This window comes from Bacillus sp. VA13, from assembly GCF_055710085.1.
The window spans coordinates 425,549-447,390 of the sequence record NZ_JBVQPP010000003.1; the positions used below are offsets into that span (position 1 = coordinate 425,549).

Sequence of the window (21,842 nt, forward strand, 5' to 3'; positions counted from 1 at the left end):
GTCGCTTTTTTAGTCAAATTGACGAAAGGCAACCTTTTCAGTAAAAATGGGTTATACTAACGATATCCGTGTTTATCAAAATAAATTCTAGAATTGGAGATAGTGTAATGAACAGCAAAATTGAAGAAATGAGAGTCACACTAATTGAAACAGCGCAAAAATACGGCATGAATTCCAAGGAAACGATTCAATGCAGCCAAAAGCTGGATAGCCTGCTGAACACCCGAATTAAAGAAGAGGGGATATCCCGAAAACTCCCGTATGTAAATCATTATCTATAACAATTTGAATACACCACATGTAACTCCGCTTTTTGCTCAGCACTTCTGGGATATACCTTGGGGCGAGAATATGCCCGCCCAAAAAACGGATTCCGCAGCACGACATACTCCAAAAAGCATTTCTTCACGCAAAAACACCAAAAGAGACTGAAACAAAAATCACGCAGGCGGATAGCGGCACCCATCGCCGCATTTCCGCTCAATTGATACAATACCCGCTTTTGAAATGTTTAAACATAACGGCCGAAAAATGTGATCGCTTACATTCAAAGCCGATATGCCCCATTTTAAATTTCTCTCACACATATGTGCGTTTGTCATAAGCTATCGTGAATAGCCCAATTAAAATCAAATTCTATTTTTACTTTACCTGCCTTTTTTCAATTTTTCAACAAAGGATGTGCTCGTATGCCGGCCATTGTCGGAGCGTTTAAAATTAATGCGATTGGTACGAGCGGAGTCATTCACATCGGGGACTGTATTACGATTTCTCCTCAGGCCGAGGTCAGAACGTTTGCCGGTGCGGGCAGTTTTAATACCGGTGACAGCCTCAAGGTGATGAATTACAAAAACGCGACGAATGTGTATGACAACGATGCAGTTGATCAGCCGATCGTAGGGAATGCATAAAGGAGTGTGCTTCATGAACTTTTATATTAATCAAACCATTCAAATTAACTATCTCCGGCTGGAATCAATCAGCAACTCCTCTATTCTGCAAATCGGAAGCGCCGGGTCCATTAAATCGCTTTCTAACCTGTACAATACAGGCAGCTATGTAGAAGCGGCTCCCGAGGTTTCCGCTCAGGGGCAGCCAGTCGAATTACAGGAGCCCGATACAGGTTCATTGGTTCCGCTCCAGCCTCCTGGCCGTTAATCATATGAAAGAGGTGAAAGACATGTATGATCAATCTGTTTCCTCTTACTTGCAAAACTTGAATTCCTTCGTTCAGCAGCAGACGCTTCATATTCAGCAGCTCGAACGTCAGCTGAAAGAGATTCAAACTGAAATGAATACGATGAAACAGCGGCCGGCCACTACCATTGAGCGGGTGGAGTATAAATTTGATCAGCTGAAAATCGAAAGGCTTGACGGGACTTTGAATATCGGCTTAAATCCGACAGACCCGAACAGCGTCCAAAATTTTGAAGTCAGCCAAACAGCACCTGAAATTGGGATGATGCAGCAGGAAGAGAGTGCCCAGCTCATGCAGCAGATCCGCCAGAATGTCGACATGTACTTAACCGAGGAAATCCCAGATGTTTTGGAGCAGCTTGAAAACCAATATAACAGCAGGCTTGACGATACAAACAAGCATCATGTCATTGAAGACATCAGAAAACAAATGGACAGCCGGATTCACTATTATATGTCCCATATCAAAAAAGAAGAACATACACCGCCTAAACAATATGCGGAACATATCGCTGAGCATGTGAAGCGTGACGTGATCCGTGCTGTAGAACATTTCCTGGAACATATTCCATCCGAAATGAAAGGAGATGAGCAAGCATGATCTTTACAGTCATCAACCGCAACCTGGAAGTCGGGGATATCCGGATGAATGGTGTATCCAGCTCCTCTGTTTTCCACATCGGAGACACTGAATCCATCTATCTGTCTTCTATTTTCGATACACCGCCAGAATCTCTTATTATCGGGCCGTTTGCTCCGCTGCCGTCAGAATAATGCTTAAGCGTATATCCCGCATCAGACTGCTTAAAATTAACTCCCTTGGAATAGCAAGTGTGTTTCAAGTCGGCGACACAAACGAAATCGATATGAGTGTAAAAGTATTTGCTGTTCAGCGCTCACTGTCCACGTTTTACAATAATGAAGGCTCATTTAACAGAAAGGAATACCAGATCTTTCAGCAGCAGGCAGTGAAGCCGATTCCCGAAACAGGTGTACAAAGCGCATTTTGCCACGAGGTGCCGGTTATTCATGTTCGCAGCATCAAAATTCAAGGGGTCTCCTCCTCTTCTGTTTTTCATGTGGGGGCGGCCTCGCTTGTTCGCGGCGATGCGAGAATCAAACATATCAGGCAGATTCAGTCTCCGCGCTCACAATCGCCAGACAAGAGCATATAATAAACAGAGACTTCGATAAAGGGTGTCGTTTATGCCAGCAATTGTCGGGCCTATAGCTATCAATTCCATATCGGGCGGAGTCGTAAACTTTGGTGATTCCTTTTACCTTTCTCCGAAAAGCTCTTCAAAATCTGCGCTCGGTTCGGGAGCAGGAAACACGGGAGATTTCCTTCTATTAAACAACGCAGTCAACGCGACAAATTATATAGACCCCGATGTCAGCGATCAGGATATGGTTGGAAACGGATAAAAGCAGCCGCTCTGCAAAGAGAGGGCTGCTTTTTAGTCATCTTTTCTTTTTTCGTTCATTTGATTTCTTTGTTTTGATCAGCTTCTCAGACGGCTGTTTTCTGATCCATTTGACAAACCGGGCAAGCTGCGGATCGCTTCGGAGTTCATCTATTCCGTTTAAGCGAACGGCAAGCTCTTGATTGGTATATAAGGCATGAATCTGTTTATGGCAAGGAATACAGAGCATCGCTGTCGGCAGAAACGTTCCGCCTTCCTCTTTCGGTGTGAGATGGTGCTCTGTCAGCTGGACATCGCTCCGGCCGCACAGCTCACATATTCCGGCAATCCGCTTTGCCATATCCGCTCCTCCCTTACATCAACTCAAGTGATACCCGTGTTCCGCGGCCGCTCGGTTCAGCCGGATGGACGATCAGCTTTTTCGGAAGCCGTGCCCGCAGTTCCTGCACATGGCTGATGACACCGACAGACAGATTGTCTGACTGCAGTTTTTCCAAGGCTGTCACAACCGTATCAAGCAGATCTTGATCCAAGGTGCCGAACCCTTCATCTAAGAAAAAGAACTGGAGCGGGTATTCTCCGCGAAGCTGGATCTGCGCAGAAAGCGCAAGAGCCAGAGAAAGCGAGGTGAGGAAGGTCTCTCCCCCAGATAAGCTAGATACCGGGCGTTTGACGCCTCCATTCGCGTCATCCCGCATCACGAATCCGCCTTCTGAATCCACTTCGATGGCATAGCGCTGTCTCGTCAGCATGCCGAGTCTTGTTGATGCGTCCCGCGCAACGCTTTCAAGCTGCTCCTCAGCTAAAAATTCAACAAAGGTATTGCCTTTAAACACAGCTTGCAGCTTGTCCAGCCTGTCGATATGCGTCTGCCATTTCTTCAATTCAGCTTCAATTTCGTTAAATCGTTTATGATGGTCGCGAATGACGGCCAGTGCTTTCGCTGTTGCGCCTTTTTCCTCTATAGCAGCGCCAAATGCGTCCTCAGCTTCTTGTAATGCCGTAACGGTTTCGCTCCATTCGCTCTCTGATAAGGCTCTGCCGGCAAGTATCTCTGCAACTCGTTCTAAGTTTGCAGCATTTTGCTTCAGTTTATCCATAAACTGATCTATGTCCGCTTTCATCTTGTCAAGTTCATCGGCTGGGATGAGACTTCGCTCCACCTCTTCAGTCCGGGTAAAACGGGTGCTTTTCGCATGCTCAAGCCAAGCAGCTTCCGCTTTTTCAAATCTGTCCTTCGCTTCTTTAAGAGTGAGCTCGCTTGCTGAAGCGCGGCTTTTCGCCTGATTGAGCATCGTTTGGGCGCTTTGCAGTTCTTCATACAGAGATTGCTCTTTTTCCTTTAACAGCTTTAGATCCTGCTGGACAGAGCGGAGTTTGATTTGGATCGAATCTCCTCTAGCGTAATCTCCTAGCTCGTGCTCATAATCAGCTATCAAGCTCTTGATGCGTTCAGCCGCATAATGAAGCTCAAGCTTTTCCCGTTCAAGCTGGTGTCCCGATTCCCGCAGCTTTTCCTTTTGTGCTTCATGCTCAGCAAGAAACGCGATGCTCTTCTCAATCCGTTTTTCGCATTCTTCTGCGGCCCGATCCTTTTCTTCAATGGCTCGCTGCCATTTTTCCGCTTCATTCACAGACTGATCCTGAAACGCTTCTTTAAACATGTTCAGGCGGCTGTCCATCGAGGACTGAAGCTCGGCGATGATGCTTTCAATCCGGTCAGCCTCTCTTTTTTCAAAACCGATTTTTTCATTAAGCTGATCGGCCTTTTTCAAAGACTCCTGATAGGCGCTGATCATTTGTGCCATTCGTGTTTTAACAGAAAGAATATCCTGTTTGACTCGTTTCCATTCAATTGTGGCAGTATCGAACGCCTCATGCACCGGCTGATTCTCGTAAGAAGCTGCCGCTTCAAGGTTCGGTACTTGAATCGTTTGCAAAAACGGACACTGTTCAATAAAGCGCGCGGACTGTTCTTCAAGCGTGATTTTAGCTGAAAGAATCTCCTGGCTGAGAGCTGCCGCTTCCGTCAATAACACATCCGTTTGTTTGATGTTCTCTTCAAGATTGCTGTCGAGCTCATATGTTTCATGTACTGAGGCAGACGGATCATGATGGATTGAACCGCAGACCGGACAGGGCTTTCCGGCGGTCAGCTTTTCCGCTAACTCTTTTGTGAGCAGGGCCACTCTTGCTTTTTCACGCTGCGAGTGAAGCGTTTGCTGTCTCTTTTTAGCCTGCTCAGTCATACGTGTTAATGAACGTTCTGTCACACACACCATATGGTACACGGTTTGTACAGCCTCATATGCCTGAATGATGTTGCTTTTTTCGGCTTCCATCTTTTGAACGAGTGTACTCTTCTCCTCATTCATCTTTTGAAGCACGAGGTTCAATGCGTCACTTCGTTTTTTCTCTTTCGTGATTTGCTCTTCAGTCTGTCTGATGCGCAATGCCATTTCTGCGGCCTGTTGGCAGCTTTTTCGCTCATCTGATGTCACCTGCAGAGATTTGAGCTGCTGCTTCAATTCCGTCTGTCTGTTTTGCCCTCGTGTGAGACGGTCTGTTACAGTCTCCAATTCATTCATGACAGATTGAAGGGCCTCTTCTTTCTGCTGAAGTTCAGCCTTTTTGCGCTCTTCCTCTTGCTTGGCCTCACTCAGTTTGATTTCGATCTCCTGCAAACGGGAAAGCTGTTCCTGCTCAGTTAAAAGTTCAGGCTCTTTCTCGCTTTTATGCTGGCGCCACTCTTCATACTCTTCATGTTTTTGATGAAAGAAAGCGGTCCGGTCTGCTAAATCCTTTTGAGCAAGCGTTTGTTCCTTTTCAGCTTTTTCCTCATGCTGGATCGCCTCTGCGTACCGGTCCGCATAGGGCTTCAGAGCGGCGGCTGTTTCGGCTTCCAGCAGACGCTTTTGCATGCTGTCTACTTGCGGCTGTTCTTCTTCGAGACGTTTTTTCTCTTCCTCATAAGCGGCTTTTTCCTTTTGGACATTCCAAATCTCCTGATACTCCGTAAACCGCGCTTTTGCCTGATCACGATTCTTTCTCATCGCTTCCAGCCGTGCTTCTGCTTGTTCGAGAGCCTTTTCCGCCTGCTCAACCGCTTCTGAACTCGCCTCACCGAGACCGGACTGTTCAGCAAGCATTTCATTTTTTCTCGCATTGGCTTCCTGTGCCTGCCGTCTCAGCTTTTTTACAAGCCGGTCTCCATACTGCTCCAAATTAAATAAACGCTGAAGCATATGCCTGCGTTCCGCCCCTTTTAAAGACAGAAATTCAGCAAATTTCCCTTGCGGCAGGACCACCGCTCTCGTAAAGTCGTCGATTGTCAGCCCCAAGAGTTCCTCTACTCTTTTATTGACTTCGCTGGCTTTATCCGCCAGCACCGTATGCTCGTCCCTGATTTCGATGAAGCGGCAAAGTGCCGTTTTCACCTTCATTTCATCCGTTCTCTTAAAAACGCGCTCGACTTTGTAAGAGATTTGATGATTTGTCTGAAGCGCAAAGGTAAAGGAAACAGACAGCGTATCTTCCGCATGGTTTAAAATCCCGTGCGTATTATTCGCTGCCCGCTCCACCTTTCCGTATAAAGCAAGCGTCATTGCGTCGAGGATAGAGGATTTACCGCTTCCTGTCGGGCCGAAAATGCCGAAAACACCGGCACCGGAAAGACCTTCAAAATCTATCGTCTGCTCCTCTCTAAAGCTGTGGAGCCCCTTAATGCTTAAGGCGATCGGCTTCATTTCGCATCCTCCTCTTCAACGCCTGATGCAAGCTCTAAAAACAGCTTCACCATTTCTTCATCCGGCACCGCGCCGCCAGTTTGTTTTTCATAAAATTTCTTAAAGCGGTCTTCGATCGACACATGCTTTACCTCGATCCGTTCCCGGTCTTTGTTCTGTTCTTCGAAAACCGGCCTGATATGGATAAAGCCCGGGTGCGCCTTTCGCAGCCTGTGAATTTCTTCAAGTGACAGCTGGTCCGAGACACGGATTTCAAGGTCAATCCAAGCATTCTGATCCCTGCCTTCATCCAGCCAGCTGTACACCTCGCTTAAGCCATTTGCGGCTTTCCACTTCACAAGTGGCTTGCCGCTTGATAATAACACCTCACGCCAAGAGGCCTCTTCCCCCGGTTTTGCGTCCACGATCGTCACTGATTTGGCATAGCCCGCTTCAGAAAAGCTGTAAGCGAGCGGAGAGCCTGAATAACGCGCAAGAGTCCGCGCCCGCTTGATCGTTTGCGGACGATGCAAATGGCCGAGCGCAACATAAGCGGCATCCGCCGGCAGGCTTTCAGCAGCCACCGTATAAGCGCCGCCGACTTCAATCGGCCGTTCTGAATCCGTTTGGTTGCCGCCTGCCACATAAATATGGCTGGCGGCAACCTTCACTGCATCCTTGCGGAACCGGCTTGTCATATGCTCGAACGCCTGCCTGATTTTCACGTCATAATGATCACGGAGCAGCTTTTCATCAAATGTATCGGAAAGCACTTCATTTAACCGCGCTTCAGATGGGTACGCCAGCGCTCCGACAGCCAAAAGCTCCCCTGCTGAAGGCACTTCAATATGCAGCGGTTCTGTCGTCGGATAGCCAATTAAATAAATGCCGTTTTCATGTGTCAGCGGTGAAGCGGCGGACAAACGGTCAGGATTATCATGGTTTCCGGCAATGACAACAATCGGGCGCTTTCCTCTGTCGCTAAGCGAAGACAAGCTTTCATAAAACAGCTGCTCGGCTAAAGCCGGCGGGTTCACGGTGTCAAACGCGTCCCCTGCCATTACAATGGCATCGATCTGCTCTTCCTTTACAATCGTATTCAATTCATCAAGCACATCTGCCTGTTCACTCAGCCTGCTTCTTCCTTCTAGCGTTTTTCCAAGATGCCAGTCAGCCGTATGTAAAATCCGCAAATGCTTTCACCTCACTTTTGTATAGAAAACGAGATCCGCTCCTTCTGAATTCCCGGAGCTTACGGATCTCGCTATAATGTCAGAATGTGCCCTCCGTCAAAGAAATAAAGCGCACATCCCTTTACATTTGTTTTTGCAATTTGCTCAACTGCCTTCGTGTACAGCTGAATTTGCGTTTCATATCGTTTCTTCAAGATCGGGGCTGCTCCTTCAAAGCCGTGCTGGAATTTGCCCTCAATCCGGTCTGATTTATAGTCCAAGAGATATAAGCCGTCCTCAGTTTCATAGAGACAGTCGATGATTCCCTGCACTAAAAGCGGTTCATCCGCCTCCTGTGCATCAGGATAGATCTCCTTGGCCGGAAGCGCTAAACTAAATGGCACTTCCCGGTCCTTCCATTTAGCACCGATCAGCTGTCCGCCGATTTCTGTATGGAAAAATTGCACGATATCTTCTATATCAATAGCGTTTTTTTGTTCTTCAGTGAGCAGTTCTTTTTCATAAAGCTTGTGAACCGTCTGCTCCGCTTCTTCTATCGTTGGGATATGTGTAAGCGGGATATGCTGCATAACCGTATGCATGGCCGTCCCTTTCTCCGCCGCTGTCAGGCCTTTTTTCATCATAAAAGCGGGACGCCTGTACAGAATGCTTCCGTCAGCAGGTTTAACGGGGGCCCGGCCGCTGTATTCATCCTCGTACTCTCTTTTTCTCTTAATCTCAGAAACCGACTGTTTTGTACGAATTTGCGTGACCTCATGATGCGGGTATGTCCAGCTCAGCTGCTCGCGGGCTTTTTCATCAAATGCAAACGAGCCGGGAACTGGTTCACCTTTGCGGATCGCTTCTAAGCGCTCGCTTTTTTCTTCCGTTCTTTCTTCCAGATCATCATCCAGCAAATCATAGGAATGAATCATTCGAACGGCAAAACGAGCCGGGTGTCCTGATATATCAGCATGCATAGCCGCATCGTTTTCAGCCAAAACCTCCATATCTCTGTGTCTGGCAATAGCCGGTCCGATGAAATCTAAATACGTTTTTGCCTGATAACGGTCAAATTCCGGAAGAAGCCAGTCAGTTTGAGACGCGGATGCCTGCCATTTTGCGAGCTGTTTCTGATGATCCTTGCACGAGCCAATCAGAAACAGTTTTTCTTTCGCTCTCGTTAATGCAACATAGAGAACACGCAATTCCTCTGACAGCAGCTCCCTGCGCATTTTTTTCTTCATCGCAATGAGCGGCAGCGTCGGGTAGCTGATGCGCAATTGGGGATGAATATACTTCGTGCCGAACCCAAGCTCCTTGTCCAGCAGGTACGATTTGTTCAAGTCCATCATGTTGAAATTCCGGCCGAGACCCGCTGCAAACACGACGGGAAACTCGAGACCTTTGCTGCTGTGGATCGTCATTAAGCGGACAACATCCTCCTGCTCGCTGAGCGCTCGCGCCGTTCCAAGATCATCGCCCCGCTCCTGCATGCGTTCGATAAACCGCAGGAAACGGAACAGGCCGCGAAATGCCGTCGATTCATATTGGCGCGCACGGTCATAGAGAACACGCAAATTGGCCTGGCGCTGTTTTCCGCCCGGCATCCCGCCGACATAATCCATGTATTTCGTGTCGCGGTACACTTCCCAAATCAGCTCAGATACTGAGTGGTTTTTCGAAAACGCACGCCATTTTTGAAGATGTCCGTAGAACGTTTCCAGCTTTTGATAAAGCTCGTCGTTCCGGTCGCCAGCAGCCAAATAGTCTTTCATCGCTTCATAGTACGGCGCTTTTTTATTTTCAAGCCGGATCAAAGAGAGCTCGTTTTCATCCGCTCCGACAATTGGTGAGCGCAGAACAGAGGCAAGCGGTATATCCTGATACGGGTTATCGATTACCTTCAGCACAGAAAGCGCGACGGCAACTTCGACCGCTTCAAAATAGCCTGACGTTAAATTGGCGTAAACCGGTATGCCCTGAGCTCTCAGCTCCTCCATGATTTGCGGCGCCCACGGCATGGAGCGGAGCAAAATCACAATATCGCGGTATTGAATATTGCGGTGTGTTTTCGTTTTTCCGTCATACACCTTAAATGGCGATGAAATCAGCTTGCGAATTTCCTTAGCGATCGCTTTCGCCTCGAACTGCACCGTTTCCAGCTCTTCTGCTTCTTCGCCTGCGTCCGTCTCTTCTGCGTTGTCGATCAGCAGCAGCTCCGTTTCCGTCTTATCATTGTCCGGATACGCCGCACCAAGCTTCAGCTCAGCCTGCTCGTCATAATCAACCTCACCGATTTTGCCGCCCATCAGCTGTTTAAATAAAAAGTTTGTGCTATCTAAAATATCAGCCCGGCTTCGGAAATTTTTATTCAAGTCAATTTTCCGTCCTGTGCCTTCTCCGTTCTCTGTAAACCGTTTGTATTTGGAGAGGAAAAGAAGCGGCTCCGCAAGCCTGAATCGATAAATGGACTGTTTGACATCACCTACCATAAACAGGTTGCCTGTTTCCTCCGGTCCGCTTGTGACGAGCTGCAGGATCGATTCCTGCACTAGGTTGGTATCCTGATATTCGTCAACGAGCACCTCATGAAACTGCTCTTGATAAAATCTTGCCGCCTCGCTCGGCTGGCGCTCACCTGTTTCATCCTCAGCTGTCAAAATGGATAAACAGTAATGCTCCAAATCAGAAAAATCAATGATTGATTTTTCCTGCTTCGCGGCTTCGAACCGTTTTCCATAGCTGATGACAAGCTGTACGAGCGTTTCAATAACAGGCTTCATGTCGGCCAAGCTTTTCAAATGCTGTTCAGGACTTCTTGTGAAGTAGTCGGTTTTAAGCTTTTCAAGCAGTTTTTTTGCACCGTTTCTCAAATCTGTCGCTTCTTCAAGGAGTGCAGGATCAAACTCGTCCCCTTTTACTGCTTTCGCGCGCTTAAAAGAGACTGCTGGCACCCGCTTATAAAGCTCAGTGAAATCATCCTGATGCTGAATCAGTTCATCAAGCTGCCCAAGATCATCAAGAAAATTTTCAGCGCGCGGCGCGGGGCCGCCCGGCGCTTTCGTCAGCTCAAGCGCGCGCTGAAGCTTCTCCTTTGCTCCGTTAAGCACCATCGCAATATCCTCTTTGACATATTGATAAAACGGAAGCTCCTCGATGGCGCTCTTTTCCGATACATCATACAAATGAACAAAGCTTTCCAGCCATGCCTCCGGGTTTGGGTGGGAACGTGAATACTCGTACACCTGTTTGACGAGAAATTGCAGATCCAGATCGTGCCGGTCTGTCGTGTAGCGGTCAACAAGTTCAAAAAACGCCTTTTCGCCTTTTGCGTATTCGTCTTCAAACAGCTCGTCCAGCACCTCATCCCCGAGCAGCTCGCCTTCTGTCTGATCAGCAATCCGAAAGCCCGGATCAAGATCAATCAAATAGTAATATTTTTTCAGCACTTGCAGGCAAAAGGAATGAAGTGTTGAAATGCTGGCCCGGTTTAAAAGAGACAGCTGGCGTCTGATATGCAGCGAGCCGGGGCGCTTTACAAGCTCTTTTTCCAGGGCATCCGCGATCCGGTGTTTCATCTCTGCCGCTGAAGCGTTTGTAAATGTCACAACGAGAAGCCGGTCTACATCAATCGGGTTTTCTTCCGCGGTGATTTTCCGGATCATTCGTTCAACGAGCACAGCGGTTTTACCGGAGCCCGCCGCCGCTGCCACGAGAATATCCTGGCCGGTTGAGACAATGGCATTCCATTGGTCATCTGTCCATGTGCTGTCTGCCGGTTTAGGAATGTTCATTGCCATCCGCCTCCTTTTTTATCCACTCAAGTATCGTCTTATCCTTTTCAGCCTTTAACGGGCGATACTCGTTTTCTTCTAATGACTCATCAAATTGGCATACTGATTTGAACGCACAGTATGTGCACGGCGTCTTGTTCTTCATTTTATACGGCTCAATCGATACGCGTCCGTCAGTGATTTGTTCGCCTGCTTCTTGGAAGGTGCGGCGCACATGCTTCGTCAACAGCTCAAATTCCTTCTCGCCGACTGCCGCTGAATCCGATCTGAGAGAGCCGTCTTTCTTCAAGCCCGCGTTGATGATATTCGACCGCCCCTCTTGAAGGGTCGTATCCATGAGGCGAACCGCTTCCTGATCGCCGAGGAGCAAGCCCTTCATTTTAAATTTCTTAAAGATCTCCTGTTCAATCTCGTCAAGCCCAAGCGGGAGATTAGATTGAATCATCGGGTCATGAATATGGAAATATAGCACTCCGGCAGGCGTCGCCCTCATTCCGAGCCAGTCAGCTGAATGAGTAATTGATAAATCAAGATACGTCAGCATTTGCAGCGCCAGTCCGTAATATACTTCCGCTAAGTCAAGCCCTTTGTCGCTTGATTTATAATCGACAATCCTTAGGAGCAGGCCTTTTGAGCTTTCCGCTTTATCTACGCGGTCAATTCGCCCGACGAGTTCCATCGTGCAGCCGTTTTTCAGCTTAAAGGTCAGCGGCGGAAGCGGCCCTTTTCCTCCAAAGCCCAGTTCAAGCCCGATCGGCACAAATCCGCTCGCTTTCGCATGCTCGCTTAAAATGCCGGACACGCGTGTCACAATTTTTTGCAGTTTTTCCTTTACATAATAATGCCGGTTTGAGCTGAGCAAAATTTCCTTTTGCAGTTTCGGCGCCAGCCGCTCTACCGCATCATAGGAAAACAGCTCGCACTGCTCTTTCGTTAAATCGCGCCAATCCATTTTTTGCTCGCGCAGCCGGTCTGAAATCAGCTTTAAGCTGGAATGAAACAGCTGGCCGATATCCGGTGCTTCGAGCTTGAAAAATTGCCGTTCCTTTAGATGCAGCCCGTGTGATGCAAAATGGGAGAACGGGCACGCGTTAAAGGTTTCCATTCTCGATACACTGCCCTGAATGCGTTCACCATAGAGCTGTCTCGACACGCTACGTTCAAGCTGCTTCACTTCATTCCGGAAAAACAGGCTTGAGAACAGCTTTTTCGATTGCAGCCTGTCCGGCTCACTCATCAGCACATTGTACGTGCTCCACCAGACGTCGCTGATGTCGTATTCCCGAGTCCATAATCTGAGCTGGCTTGCGGTAAAGGACTGTGCCACGCTTTTATTGACGACATACATAAGCTGTTCCTCATCGCTGACCTGTTCAGGTTCATTTGTCAACAGACGCTCCTTATGCTGCGGAAACAGTTCTTCCAGCCGTTTAATGACAATCGATGGCAAAAGCGTTTTTCCTTCCGCATCGGCAATCGGATACGATACGTAAAGCCGGTCAGACGGACTGGAAAACGCCATATAGATGAGGAAATGCTCATCAAGCAGACGCTCCCGCCCACCTGAGGAAAGCTCAATCCCAACCGTTTTCAGCCATTCCCGGTCATCGTCCGACAGCACCCCATTTTCATCGGGGCGTGCAGGCAGAACGCCGTCGTTTGCCCCCAACACAAAGGTGCAGGAGGTGCCATACATTCTGGATAAATCCATATTGCCGACAAATACCTGGTCAAGCGCAGGCGGAATTAGAGAAAATGTAAGCGACTCCGCGCCGGCTTCCATCATTTGCTGAAACAAATCAAGAGAAATCTCTTCATCTCCCATCATTTCAACAAACTCCTCAAGCAGCTGAATGACTGCATCCCACGCCTGCTGATGCTGCTGCGCTTCAATAATTCTACCGTCTTCCTCAGCACGCTGTCTTTCCTGATCCAGCTTCAGCGGCACATCCGTCTCTTCTAGATAGCGGTAGAGCGCCTCCGCCTTCTCCTGAACCGTCTTTGCTTTTTTCATTCGTTTTTGAAGCTGAAAAAGCGGCGGAACAATCCAGTCGCGTGTGTCATTCAGCATGTTTTCCATTTCGATTTCCTGATCGGTTTGCGCAAAATCATCATCCAATGACACAAAACGTCTGTAATGGAAACGGTCGCCCTTTGTCCAGCGATCGCCTTTGATCCCGTAGGCGATACAGTAATTTTCAAGCTGATCGACCTGTTCTCTCACCTTAGTTTTCGGCTCGTTAAGCGAGAATAGCAGTTCGGTTTTCACGCAGCGAAACACCGCTTCATAACGCCAATTCCCTTTCAGAACATCAATGCTCGACCGGATAAATTCGATTAACGGATGGTTCAGCATAGAAGCTTTTCCGTCAATGAAATAGGGAATCTCGTAATCTGCGAAAACTTCCTTCACCATATCCTTGTAGTCTTCCGGCTGGCGCGCAAGAATCGCTACATCCTTATAGCGATAGCCCTTCTCTCTGACAAGAGCGTGAATTTCCCGGGCAATGCCTTCCAGTTCAGCTCGTCTGTTTGCGGCCTGCATCACAGTAAAAGCCTCTTGTTTTTCTGCGTACGGGATGGCCGGTCGCGCTTCATACTGCGCCTCTAGATGTGCCAGTTCCGGCGTCTGCGTATGCCGCTCAGTCCCGCTTAGCTCTTTATAGGTAATGTCCAGATTCAGTTCCTTCGCCTTCTGATGCAGGCGATAATACGTTTTTCCCGTCATTCTGAACAATTCCAGTTCATGCGGCTCCCGCTCATATGACGGCTTGTCCGCTGTGAGCGAAAACGTGATGTGCTCTGCATGAACCATAAGCTGCTCCAACACCCTGAATTCCTGCGGTGTAAATTGATAAAAGCCGTCCACATAAATATGCGCGCCTTTTATATCTTCCGCAAACGGAATATGCTCTGCCAGCAATGTCAAATAATCCTCAGAGTGAAGATATTGATCTGCAAGGCTTTTTTCCATCTGCTGATACAGAATTGATAAATCATGAAGCTTTTCAGATAAAACACGTTCCCCGCGATACTCGGAAGCCGTTCCGCTTTCCGCCATCCGGCGGATATCTTCCGGTTCCAGGCAGTAACGCTTAAATTCTGTCAGCATCCGTTCAACCTGTGCGGTAAATCCGCTTTTGTCACTTGCTTTTTGATAGACTTTAAACTCCTGTTTATGCTCCTCAATGAGCTTCCGCAGGAGCATCTGTACGCCTGTGCTCGTAAGAAACGGCCTGCTCATTCCTCCCGTATGCTGAAGGACACGCCAGGCCAATCGTGAAAAGCTGAACACTTGAGCACGTATCATTCCGCCCATATCAGGCGTTTTAGCAAGCTCGTATTCCATTAAAAACGTCATTTGATCCGGGACTAGAAAAATGATCGGTTTCCCGAATGGAGCCCGGCGCAGTTCATCCTGAATGCTGTCGATGATCAGCTTCGTTTTTCCACTCCCGGATCTGCCTACTAAAAACTCTGCTCCCAAATTAGAAGACCCCTCTCTTTTTATCTCTATATATTTTATCGAATATTGACGAAAATGACCAATCTGATCTATTGGTAAAAACGGCCTTTTCACATATAAAAAGCTGATGATCTCCGCACATCTCTCCCTGCCCAACATATACTTTTACAGAAGCCCAATTCCTAAGAATGGAGCTGAACCCTTTTGCATTACAGCTACTATTCATATCCGGCGCCATACCGGGAAGATCCTGTTTTGATTCGGAATCTGGAAAAGGCCATTAACGGAGAATTCAGTGCGATTCAATGCTACCGCAAGCTTGCCGAACTTACCCACCGCGATGAAGTCAGAAAACAGATTGAAGAAATCAGGCGTGACGAAATGCGCCACCTCCGTGAATTTTCCACACTGTACGGTGCCATTACCGGCAAACACATCATGCCGAAACAAACGGAGGAATGCCCGGACACTTTTACAAGAGGACTGGACGCCGCTTTTAAAGATGAACAAGAAACAGTCGACTTTTATTTGCGTGCGGCCGAGGAAACCTCAAACTTAAAAGCGAAAGGCATTTTTACGCGCGCCGCACGGGATGAACAACATCACGCTGTCTGGTTTCTATACTATCTGATGGAACGTTAGATATACCCGTTCAGGGTATATGTACATATCCATTCCCCAAAAACACACTCACCTGTTTTTTTCAAATGCAGCCGGGAAACATAAAACCATACACTGCCATACAGGGGGAATCAACCATGGAGCAATATGTAGAAGCTTGTATTGAGGCTTGCATCGATTGTATGGAGGCTTGCAATCATTGTTTTACAAAATGCCTGGAAGAAAGCGCGAGCGCGCATCACGATCTCAGCGGCTGCATCCGGCTTGACAGGGAATGCGCGGATATTTGCACGCTGGCGGTCAAAGCCATGCAAACGGACAGCCCGTTCATGAAAGAAATTTGCGCACTTTGCGCCGATATTTGTGAAGCGTGCGGCACTGAATGTGAAAAGCATGATCACGATCATTGCCAAACATGTGCGAAGTCCTGCTTTGCCTGCGCTGAACAATGCCGCAGCATGGCAGCATCTTAAAAGACGGAGAGGGTTCAATAATAGAACCCTCCTTTTTATTTGGACAGCCACACGGAGTACAAATCAATCCACCCCTCTTCATCAAGCATCAGACCTTTCACATTCTCACTCGATGTCACCTGCAGTACATTTTGATACAGCGGAATCGCATTGAACTCCTGTATAAGCTGACAGTCAATGTCCTGCAGCATATGGATTCTCGAACAGCGGTCAGACATTGAAAATATCCGTTCTGTCATTCCTGAGCATATCTGTTCCAGCTTTTCAGATAGATGCTGACACAAAAAACTGTTCTCCGACAGCAGCAAATGCAAAAAACCAAACTCACTGTCTTGATAAAACGTCGCACTGTCATGAATGATATCCGCCATCTGCACGATTTCGTGCCGGCGCAGCTCAGCAGAATCACAGAATTGAAGTGTAAGCCTGATGCCATGTTGGGCGCAAACATTTTGAATCCACTCGGCATCCTCACGATGATCCGCTTCCGAAAAGGTATACAGCACCAGCGTTTCTCCCTCATATCCGCTCTGCTTCAGCAATTCAGAAGGTGAAACGCCTCCCCAATCAAAAGGACTCGGATGCAAAAAAGCCGTAACCGGGGTTCTGCGGTGCCCTCCCGCTTCACGAACGAGCCGTTCAGAGGAAATCAGCAGGCGGAGCGCTTTTCTAAAGCTTCGATGCTGAAGAGGCCCCGTCTTTTTCAGATTGAGTGACAAATACTGAACATGCCGCTCATCAAAAACGGTTTGCTGCTCAGAAAATGTTTGTTTTTCTTGAATGGTAAAACCGTTCATCTCTCCGGCTTGTTCAGAAAACACAAACTCAACGCGATCCAAAAAGGGCCGTCCCTTGAAGTAGCGCTCATTGGCTTCAAGCACAAGCATCTGCCCGCAATGCTGATTCACCCGAAAAGGCCCTGTTCCATTGATCCCGCCGCCCTGTTCTGCCGGCAGAACGGACAGCCGTTCATCACAAAGAACATACAGCAATAGCTCATTCGGCTTATCGAGTATGATCTCCACACAATAAGGGCCATTTTCTAAGACTTGCTTCACTCCGTGTAACAGCCATTTATACGGGTTGTCAGCCTGTGTCAAAAAGCGCTGAAACGTAAACGCAACATCCCGCGCTGTCAGCGGCTGTCCATTATGAAAAGACACACCCTTTCGAAGAAAAAATCTCCATCGTTTTTTCCCTTCCTCTTCCCATCCATGTATCAAATGAGGCTTCGGCTTCTGCACAGCCGAATCAAACGTGAGCAATGTATCAAATATTTGCTTGACGAAATGCCCCTCAGACCGCAAAAATATTTGGCACGGATCCAAACTGCTGACTGATTCAGGGGTGATGAACAGCCGGAGAACATCCTTTTCTCCATCCCGGCCGGTCTCTGTCACAAAACCGAATACCTCAGAAAACCACATGCCATATTCGTTTTGAAGCCCTGGAAACGCGGACTGATACTGCTGAAGCAGCTCCTTTGCCTTTTTAAGCTTTCCAGCCATTGTATATTCCTTGGCAGTTTGAAGAAGCAGTTCTTCAGGCTGGCAAAGAAACGCGATTTTGGATTTGCGGCCGCGCCCTGCCCCGCTTTCCCGTATGATCCAATTCTTGTTCTCCAGCTTATGTAATATGAGCTTTGCATTTCTTTCTGTACAAAATAAACAGTCAGCAACTTCAGTGAGCGTCATTTCGTTCATTTGCCCATACGCAGCGCGCCCTGTTTTCACAAGTGCCACGTAGTGCTCAATCAGCTTCAATCCCAACACCTCCCGACAAAAGGGGAATCTTTTTCTCTTATTTTCTTCACTTTTTGGGCCGCCGCCCCTTCTATACACTACTACTATATCAAACAGCGAAAGGCGGCGATCACATGTTGACCAGCTTTCAAGCTATAAAATCGAGATATACCGCTCCAGTTTGGCTCCGCTTTATCGGCGAAATGCTGACAAGCCTGACAGGTGCAATGATGGGTCCTTTTATGGTGCTGTACCTGCATGAACAATTAAACGGCAGTGTCATGATCCCGATGCTGATCATCAGCCTTCAGCCATTTGCTGATATTTGCCTGACACTCGTTGCAGGACGGGTAACGGACCAGCTTGGGCGGCGCACAGCGATTCTGATCGCATTGCTGCTGCAATCAGCGGCCATGGCGGGATTTGCGTTTGCCGATCATGCGTATTTTTTTGCCACCCTCTACGTCATGAATGGCATCGGGAGATCGTTGTACATACCTGCTTCCCGCGCCCAAATCGCCGAAAGTACGCCGGAAAGCAGACGTTCGGAAGTGTTTGCGGTCATCAATGCGATCTATTCGGCGGGCCTGACGGCTGGGCCGCTAGTGGGGATGTTGCTGTACAATCATAACCCCGTGTGGATATTCGCATTAGATGCTGCGGCATTGTTCATCTACTTTCTGATCGCTGCACTGAAACTGCCAGAAACAAAGCCGCTAAAGACAGCTGTAACATCGGAAATGTCCGAAAGCTTTACGATATACAGGCCTGTACTGCTTCTGTTGCTGCTTTCTCTCCCCATCAGCATGTTATACGCGCAAACAGAAACAACATACAGGCTGTTCAGCAAAAACATGTTTTCCGATTATCTATCCATGCTGACCATCTACTCGGCGGCAAAAGCTTTATTCAGCTTTGTTCTCCAAGTTCCTCTTGTAAAAGGGACAGAAAAACTTTCAATGAAAACGATCCTTCTCATTACTTATATCTGCTACTCTCTTGCGGCTGCCGGCTTTGCCTGCTCTACCTCCCTGACAATGCTATTAGTGACGGCAGCGGTGATGACAGTTGGCGAAAGTATCGGACTAACTCACATCCAGACCTTCATTTCAAAATTGTCACCGCCTCATCTGCTCGGCCGGTTTTATGCGGTATACGGCCTGCATTGGGATATATCCCGCTCAATCGGACCACTGGCAGGCGGGCTGATCCTGACATCGTTTGGCGGAGAAATGATTTTTTACGCCCTTGCCGTGTGTTTGCTGGCAGCGGGTTTATGCCTGACTTACACAATCGAGAAGCTCGAACACAAGGTCATAAGAAAAGTGAATGGCTAATAGAAAATAATTCATAATTTCTTTATCAACGATAATATACTATAGTAATAATACATTCACTACGTGAACAATTGGCGTGTTACGTGAAAAGGAAGAAGGGTTTTACATTGAAGAAAGACGAAAATCTCCTCAAAGATCTATGGTTTATCGCAATCAGTGCTGCCGGGGGGTTTATTCTTTCATTGACCGGAATATCGATTGGATGGATGATCGGAACGCTGATTGTCGCCTGCTGTCTCGCTATGATACGGCCAGCATGGCTGATGATGGCGCCAGACCAAAAAGGAATTAACCGCCGATGGCTCGCCCTCGGCCAGATGATCCTCGGCATCGAATTGGGCCAAAAGCTGAACTTATCCGTTCTTTCTGTCCTCAAAGACCATTGGTTTTCAGTCGGCGTTATGCTGATATTGTCTATACTGCTGGCCATGCTGTCAGGATATGTGCTTTGGCGTTTCAGCAAAACAGATATGATGACAAGCTTTGTCGGCACGGCTCCCGGCGGGCTGTCCGCCATGCCGAGCATCGCGCAGGAGGTCGGCGCCAATACCGCCATTGTCAGCCTTGTTCAAATGATGCGGGTGCTGCTCGTGGTGCTTTCCATTCCGTTTTTAGTCATTCTGATCTATACAAAACAAGATCGTTCCGCAAGTGCCGCAGCAGAAACACTTTCCTCAGCAACGATAGATTTTAGGCTCGCTCCCGTTTTGTGGACCGCCGTTTTGATTCTCGCTGCTTGGGGAGCTTGCAAAGCTGCGAAATTTTTAAAGTTTCCGGCTCCTTGGCTGCTCGGTAGCATGCTCGGTGTAGCACTTGTACACGTTGGCGGAGCTGCGGTGACAGGGCACGACATGACAGCTTGGTGGCCGTCACAAGCTAACCATGTGTCGCAAGTATTTCTCGGAGCAACGATTGGCTCTAAGATGTACAAAAGCATGTTTGCCGGCGTCAGCCGCATTATCATCGTCGGATTTGTCTCGTCCGTCGGTTTAATCGCAGCTATGTTTTTAAGCGCCGTGATCGTATCCAAGCTGACAGGAATCCCGCTCATCACTTCTGTTCTGGCATTTGCGCCCGGCGGCATTGCAGAAATGGCAACGACGTCTGTTACCTTGCATGCCAATTCCACCTTTGTCGTTGCGGTTCAGGTCATACGCGTCATCCTTGTCATTGCCCTCTTGCCGCCGTTTTATCGTCTGCTTCACCATCTTCATGGTGAAAAAAAAGTCAAAGAGCGTTCGGTAAGCGGCAGTAATGCCTAGTTGGAAAAAATCCCAACATGGTAGACTTAGGCAGTAAAGGATAGGGGTTACTCTATCTGTAGAGTATGGAAGGCTTCAAAATGGGGCAGGTAAGTGAAATAAAAGGGTTCAAGAATTAAGTCCACAGGAGTTTGCGGATGCTGTAAAAGAATCATTTGGCAGGGATAGTTAAAGAACTATCTACAAAGGTAGAGCAATTTCACACTTATTTAAATCTCATTTTGTTAGAAGTGATTCAAGGTTATGTACAAACTCAATATAACCAAAAAAACCATTCTTGCTTAATAGCATAGGATGGTTTTTTTATTGTAATGTCTGCTCATCCGCATTGCTGCACAAAATTTGTTTGATAAGAAAATGGATCAGATTTGAAGTGATGCTACCAGAGGGCGAAAATGAAAGGCGAAGAAATAATTGACGACTTTGGTATAGGAGCATTTATGAGAGTTTCAAAAAACAGGCTTCCTGATTGAAAAAGAGGTTAAATATGAATAACCTCTTTTTCTATAAATAAATATAAAATGATAAGGAAGTGAAAATCTATAGTTAAGTTGATTCTCTTATAATAAGACTTGTTGGCAGTTTAATAATGTTTCTGTTTAAAGAAGTGTTACCCGAAATATACTCGATTATTTTCAACACAGCCTGTTGACCTAATTCTATTATGGGAATATCAATTGTTGTTATGGTCGGAGTCACTACTTGGCAAATCAGTTGGTTGTCAAAACCAATGACAGCTAAGTCTTCTGGAACATGAAAGCCATTTTTTATCGCCTGTTTAATAATCCCTGCGGCGACTTGATCATTTCCTGTAAATATTGCTGAGGGTCTGTCCTTTAGATCCTTTATCTTATGAAAAACACGAAAACCATCCTCGATATTAAACATTTCGCCGAATATCCATTCGTTTCTATGATGTAAATTGTAATCTTGTAAAGCTTTCAAGTAACCCTCTTTCCTCTGACATTGAGCTTCGCTATATGGAGTATCAAAACAAAATCCAATTTTTTTATGTCCTCTTTCAATTAAATGCACTACCCCCATGTATGTAGCTTCAAATTCATCATACCCAATTATCGTGATGTCCGCTGAGTGATGATATTCATTACATAATAAGATAGGGCCATACTTTAAAAAAGGGGATATCTTATCCCATTCATTTTCTAAAGTTCCAAGAATAATACCATCAACTTCTTTGTGTTTCAATAACTCTAGTAATTCTATCTCTATCTGTTTGTCATAAAAGGTTTGAAATACAATTACCTTGTAATTCTTAGACAGTGCTTCATGAGAGACCCCTTTTATTAATTGAGCAAAAAATGGATGGTCGATACTCGGAACCGATAAAGCTATCGTTTGTGTCTTATTTCTCCTAAAATTCCGAGCTAAATAATTGGGAGTGTAGTCAAGTTCGTTAATAGCCTTTAAGATCATATCTCTTTTTTCTTTCGACACATAAGGATGATTATTCAATACTCTTGATACTGTGGTTTTAGACACGTTGCATAATCTTGCTATTTCATCAATTGTAGGCATATTTTCCCTTCCTCAAAAAAGTTATTGACATGTTATCGGTTTCAGAAATTAGGATAAATTTGTATCAAATTTTCCAGATTATAAAATCAT

General features: G+C 47.0%; 17 protein-coding genes and 1 pseudogene. 11 read left to right on the plus strand and 7 right to left on the minus strand.

All coding sequences use genetic code 11. From position 1 onward, the window contains the following. Positions 1–107 precede the first annotated feature (107 nt). From AC0C66_RS14150 to AC0C66_RS14180, 7 genes and pseudogenes are all read left to right on the plus strand, one after another. Positions 108–267: pseudogene (locus AC0C66_RS14150) on the plus strand (aspartyl-phosphate phosphatase Spo0E family protein). 422 nt (positions 268–689) lie between these two features. Then, positions 690–911: a spore germination protein gene (locus AC0C66_RS14155; protein WP_003239409.1), complete on the plus strand. Its 222-nt coding sequence runs from the start codon at positions 690–692 to the stop codon at positions 909–911. 13 nt (positions 912–924) lie between these two features. Continuing rightward, entirely contained in the window at positions 925–1,158 is a 234-nt protein-coding gene (locus AC0C66_RS14160; RefSeq protein ID WP_003224438.1) for a spore germination protein GerPB, read from the plus strand. Between the two features lie 22 nt (positions 1,159–1,180). Next, complete coding sequence (gene gerPC, locus AC0C66_RS14165; protein WP_072181841.1) at positions 1,181–1,798, plus strand: spore germination protein GerPC; 618 nt, start codon at positions 1,181–1,183, stop codon at positions 1,796–1,798. Then, positions 1,795–1,971, plus strand: coding sequence for a spore germination protein GerPD (gene gerPD / locus AC0C66_RS14170; protein ID WP_014113307.1), 177 nt, complete (start codon positions 1,795–1,797; stop codon positions 1,969–1,971). The genes gerPC and gerPD overlap by 4 nt, the downstream gene beginning before the upstream one ends. Next, on the plus strand, positions 1,971–2,372 hold the full coding sequence (locus tag AC0C66_RS14175) for a spore germination protein GerPE (RefSeq protein ID WP_041520914.1): 402 nt from the start codon (positions 1,971–1,973) through the stop codon (positions 2,370–2,372). Before gerPD ends, AC0C66_RS14175 begins: the two co-directional genes overlap by 1 nt. Positions 2,373–2,403: 31 nt before the next feature. Beyond that, positions 2,404–2,622, plus strand: a complete 219-nt coding sequence (locus AC0C66_RS14180; protein ID WP_010333667.1) for a spore germination protein — start codon at positions 2,404–2,406, stop codon at positions 2,620–2,622. A 36-nt stretch (positions 2,623–2,658) separates the two neighbouring features. Here AC0C66_RS14180 and hlpB read toward each other — a convergent pair whose 3' ends face one another. The 5 genes from hlpB to addB all read right to left on the minus strand — a co-directional run bounded on the left by hlpB (position 2,659) and on the right by addB (position 14,802). Next, positions 2,659–2,961 carry an HNH nuclease-like protein HlpB gene (hlpB, locus tag AC0C66_RS14185; RefSeq protein WP_014113305.1) on the minus strand — a complete coding sequence of 101 codons (303 nt, stop codon included), beginning with the start codon at positions 2,959–2,961 and terminating at the stop codon, positions 2,659–2,661. A 13-nt stretch (positions 2,962–2,974) separates the two neighbouring features. Beyond that, positions 2,975–6,367 (minus strand): exonuclease subunit SbcC, encoded by a 3,393-nt coding sequence (gene sbcC / locus AC0C66_RS14190; protein WP_461845694.1) that lies wholly within the window; start codon positions 6,365–6,367, stop codon positions 2,975–2,977. After that, positions 6,364–7,539, minus strand: a complete 1,176-nt coding sequence (gene sbcD, locus AC0C66_RS14195) for an exonuclease subunit SbcD (RefSeq protein WP_072181839.1) — start codon at positions 7,537–7,539, stop codon at positions 6,364–6,366. Before sbcD ends, sbcC begins: the two co-directional genes overlap by 4 nt. 71 nt (positions 7,540–7,610) lie before the next feature. Beyond that, positions 7,611–11,315: a helicase-exonuclease AddAB subunit AddA gene (addA, locus tag AC0C66_RS14200; protein WP_088679513.1), complete on the minus strand. Its 3,705-nt coding sequence runs from the start codon at positions 11,313–11,315 to the stop codon at positions 7,611–7,613. Further along, positions 11,302–14,802 carry a helicase-exonuclease AddAB subunit AddB gene (gene addB / locus AC0C66_RS14205; protein WP_461845693.1) on the minus strand — a complete coding sequence of 1,167 codons (3,501 nt, stop codon included), beginning with the start codon at positions 14,800–14,802 and terminating at the stop codon, positions 11,302–11,304. Before addB ends, addA begins: the two co-directional genes overlap by 14 nt. Before the next feature lie 183 nt (positions 14,803–14,985). Between addB and AC0C66_RS14210 the strand changes: the two genes are divergently transcribed. Together AC0C66_RS14210 and AC0C66_RS14215 are read left to right on the plus strand one after the other, a co-directional pair. Continuing rightward, positions 14,986–15,423 carry a ferritin family protein gene (locus AC0C66_RS14210; RefSeq protein ID WP_088679514.1) on the plus strand — a complete coding sequence of 146 codons (438 nt, stop codon included), beginning with the start codon at positions 14,986–14,988 and terminating at the stop codon, positions 15,421–15,423. 116 nt (positions 15,424–15,539) lie between these two features. Continuing rightward, a complete protein-coding gene (locus tag AC0C66_RS14215) occupies positions 15,540–15,875 on the plus strand; it encodes a four-helix bundle copper-binding protein (protein WP_072181836.1) in 336 nt (111 codons plus the stop codon). Between the two features lie 35 nt (positions 15,876–15,910). On the opposite strand, the gene AC0C66_RS14220 is transcribed toward AC0C66_RS14215, so the two are convergent. Continuing rightward, positions 15,911–17,638, minus strand: a complete 1,728-nt coding sequence (locus AC0C66_RS14220; protein ID WP_072181835.1) for an SgrR family transcriptional regulator — start codon at positions 17,636–17,638, stop codon at positions 15,911–15,913. Between the two features lie 113 nt (positions 17,639–17,751). Here AC0C66_RS14220 and AC0C66_RS14225 point away from each other — a divergent pair, with 113 nt between their 5' ends. Together AC0C66_RS14225 and AC0C66_RS14230 are read left to right on the plus strand one after the other, a co-directional pair. After that, positions 17,752–18,954 carry an MDR family MFS transporter gene (locus AC0C66_RS14225; RefSeq protein WP_072181834.1) on the plus strand — a complete coding sequence of 401 codons (1,203 nt, stop codon included), beginning with the start codon at positions 17,752–17,754 and terminating at the stop codon, positions 18,952–18,954. Positions 18,955–19,061: 107 nt separating this feature from the next. Beyond that, on the plus strand, positions 19,062–20,216 hold the full coding sequence (locus AC0C66_RS14230) for an AbrB family transcriptional regulator (RefSeq protein WP_072181833.1): 1,155 nt from the start codon (positions 19,062–19,064) through the stop codon (positions 20,214–20,216). A 546-nt stretch (positions 20,217–20,762) separates the two neighbouring features. Here AC0C66_RS14230 and ntdR read toward each other — a convergent pair. Then, a complete protein-coding gene (gene ntdR, locus AC0C66_RS14235; RefSeq protein ID WP_072566054.1) occupies positions 20,763–21,752 on the minus strand; it encodes an NTD biosynthesis operon transcriptional regulator NtdR in 990 nt (329 codons plus the stop codon). Between the last annotated feature and the right edge of the window lie 90 nt (positions 21,753–21,842).